Source organism: Nitratidesulfovibrio oxamicus, assembly GCF_015731765.1.
Taxonomy (GTDB): Bacteria; Desulfobacterota; Desulfovibrionia; order Desulfovibrionales; family Desulfovibrionaceae; genus Cupidesulfovibrio; species Cupidesulfovibrio oxamicus.
In genome coordinates, this window is sequence record NZ_VRYY01000349.1 from 1 (window position 1) to 2747 (window position 2747).

2 protein-coding genes are annotated in these 2747 nt (G+C 68.6%); one reads left to right on the forward strand and one right to left on the reverse strand.

Annotation, left to right across the window (positions count from 1 at the left end):
- The coding region (locus FVW20_RS11920; protein WP_196609789.1) for an AEC family transporter at positions 1 to 679 on the reverse strand (679 nt) is incomplete at its 3' end.
- A 663-nt stretch (positions 680 to 1342) separates the two neighbouring features.
- Between FVW20_RS11920 and FVW20_RS11925 the strand changes: the two genes are divergently transcribed.
- Entirely contained in the window at positions 1343 to 2395 is a 1053-nt protein-coding gene (locus tag FVW20_RS11925) for a sigma-54 interaction domain-containing protein (protein ID WP_196609790.1), read from the forward strand.
- Positions 2396 to 2747 lie beyond the last annotated feature (352 nt).

Here is a 2747-nt window from a genome sequence, read left to right on the forward strand (position 1 = left end):
CCGCGCCTTCCGCCGTCAGCTGCGCGGCCAGCACCATGCCGATGCCGAACAGCGCGCACGGCGATGCGGTGGCCCCCAGCATGGAAGCCATGGCGGCCACGGGGCGGGCCAGCCCCAGCCCGGAAAGGCTTGCCGCCACCCCGGCCACCGAGGCCAGCAAAATGGGATTGCGCCCAAGGGCCGCCGCCACCTGGCGCAGTACCCGCCACGACAGGCCGCCCCCCCTGCCAATGGCCTCCAGCCGGGCCATGGTCACCAGCAGCACCGCAAGACACAGCACGGAGACCATGCCCCCGGCCAGCACCGCGTCGTCATTGCCGGGCAGCAGCGAGGTCACGATGGGCAACCCCAGAAAGGCGCTGTTGGGAAAGCTGGCGGCCTGGGCCAGCACGGCCACCTCCGGGCCATGGCGCCGCCCCCCGCGCGAACACAGCAGGTAGCCCAGCGCAAAGGCCAGCAGCATGCCCGCCACCGTGCCCGCGGCAAAGCCGCCGCGGGCCAGTTCTTCCGGCGTCTTGCGGGCCACGGCGTGGAACAGCAGCGCGGGCAGCGAAACCCGGAACACGAACTGGTTCAGGGCGGCGGGCGTGCCCTTGGGCAGGCTGCCCATGCGCTCCACGCACATGCCCAGCACGATGATGCCGAACACCGGGACCAGGGCGGAAAGAATGTCGAGCACTGAAAACTCCCAGGCGGACCCGTGACCGCCGGACCTTGGCAGACAGGGGAAAACGTTGGCTGATGCAGGCAGGCCTTGGCAGCCCCGGGCAGAATCCGGTCGACGCCGAAGGCTCCGCCACGATTGTCGATGGGTATGGCTTCCTCAACCATACGGCGGTGCGGCCATGCGGACAAGGTACGCACCTGCCGGATACCGCCCCGTCCTGTGCACCGCGTCGGTGCGTCTGCCATCACAGCCTGTCGCCGCCTGCCCGGCCTGCGCACCCCCCACCGGGTGCTCCCGTATGCGGACTGTCGCGTACTGGCGGGTACCGGCGTCCCCTGCGGCGGTGCCTGCGTGCGCAGCCGCACGCAACGCCGCACCCGCATGGCGGCATGATGATGCTGGACGGCGCTTATCCCGCACCGGCGCAGGGAGACCGCTTTTTTCGCCCCTATACTTGACTTCGCGTCAGCGAATTGACACTGATGGAGCCAGACGTGCCATGCCGCCCGTGCTCCAGGGCATGAACGCCGGAGCGTCGGGTGTTTCGGGCCGCACGCGTTGCGTGCCCGGGTATCCTTTCCGGAGGTATGTCCGGAAAGCAGACCGGGGCCGGGCGCGCATCGGGGTGGCACGGGGGGAAGCGGGACACATTCAGCGTGCCTTCCGGGAGAGGGAATGGATCTCGACACCAGCGGCATCATCGGCCAAAGCACATCGCTCAGGGACGTTTTTCGCATTCTGGCCAAAGTGGCCCCCACCGACAGCACCGTGCTGGTCACGGGTGAATCGGGCACCGGCAAGGAACTTCTGGTGCGCGCGCTGCACTCCAACAGCCAGCGCCGGTCCATGCCCTTCGTGCCCATCAACTGCGGGGCCATTCCCAAGGAACTTCTGGAATCGGAGCTCTTCGGCCACGAAAAGGGCGCCTTCACCCACGCCATCCGTTCGCGGCCCGGCAGGTTTGAACTGGCCGACGGCGGCACCATCTTCCTGGACGAAATCGGCGAGATGGACCTGACGCTGCAGGTCAAGATCCTGCGCGTGCTGCAAGAGAAGGAAATCGAGCGCGTGGGCGGCGCGGGCGTGAAGAAGGTGGACGTGCGCATCGTGGCCGCCACCAACCGCGACCTCGAGCGCGAGGTGGCCGCCGGGCGCTTCCGAGAAGACCTGTACTACCGCCTCAACGTCATTCCCCTGCACCTGCCCGCCCTGCGCGAGCGCGGCGGCGACATCCTGGTGCTGGCCGAACATTTCATGCGCCGCTTCTGCGAACGCAAGGGCCGCCGCTGCCTGGCGCTGGCGCCCGACACGCGCAAGGTGCTGGCCGCCTATTCGTGGCCGGGCAACGTGCGCGAACTGGAAAACTTCATGGAGCGGCTCAGCATCCTCGCCGACGACGACGTGGTGCCCCCCGCCGACCTGCCCCGCAAGATACTGGACGAGGTGGGCGACATCGTCTCGCTGCCGGAGCCGACCCCGCCCGATCCGCTGCCCGTGGCCGCGGACGCCGCATCCGGCGGCATGCCCGCAGGCTTCAGCTGGCCCACCATTACCGACCTGCGCGACAAGGGCATGAACCTGAAGGATTTTCTGGACATGGTGGAAGAACGCCTGCTGGACGAGGCCCTGACCATGGCCGAGGGCGTGAAGAACCAGGCGGCGGAAATCCTGGGCATCAAGCGCACCACGCTCATCGAGAAGCTGAAGAAGAAACGCGCCGACTCGTAATCGCGGCGTGCGCCCGGCGACGAAGGCTCGCGCGGCGGGCCGGACACACGCAGCCATCCGCCGCTGCACGCTTTTTGCTACGAACAAGTGCCCGTGTCGGTTTTTTCCCGCCGCACACGGGGCACGGCATCCGCAACAACGCCCACGCCGGGCCACTGGCGCGTTTCCGCCCGCGCACACGTACGCGTACATGCACAGGATTCTTGCGTGAAACGACCCACCGCCGCCGGTCTTGCCCGGCTGCTCCTCATCGCGGCCCTTGCCGGGCCGCCCGCCACGGCCGCGCATGCGGCCTCGTGGCAATGGAGCGGCCTGCCCGACCGCGAACGGGTGACCATCACCCTCGACCGCC

Excerpts from the sequence above, each read along its gene's own strand:
- FVW20_RS11925 (WP_196609790.1), top strand. The coding sequence starts at position 1,343 with ATGGATCTCGACACCAGCGGCATCATCGGCCAAAGCACATCGCTCAGG.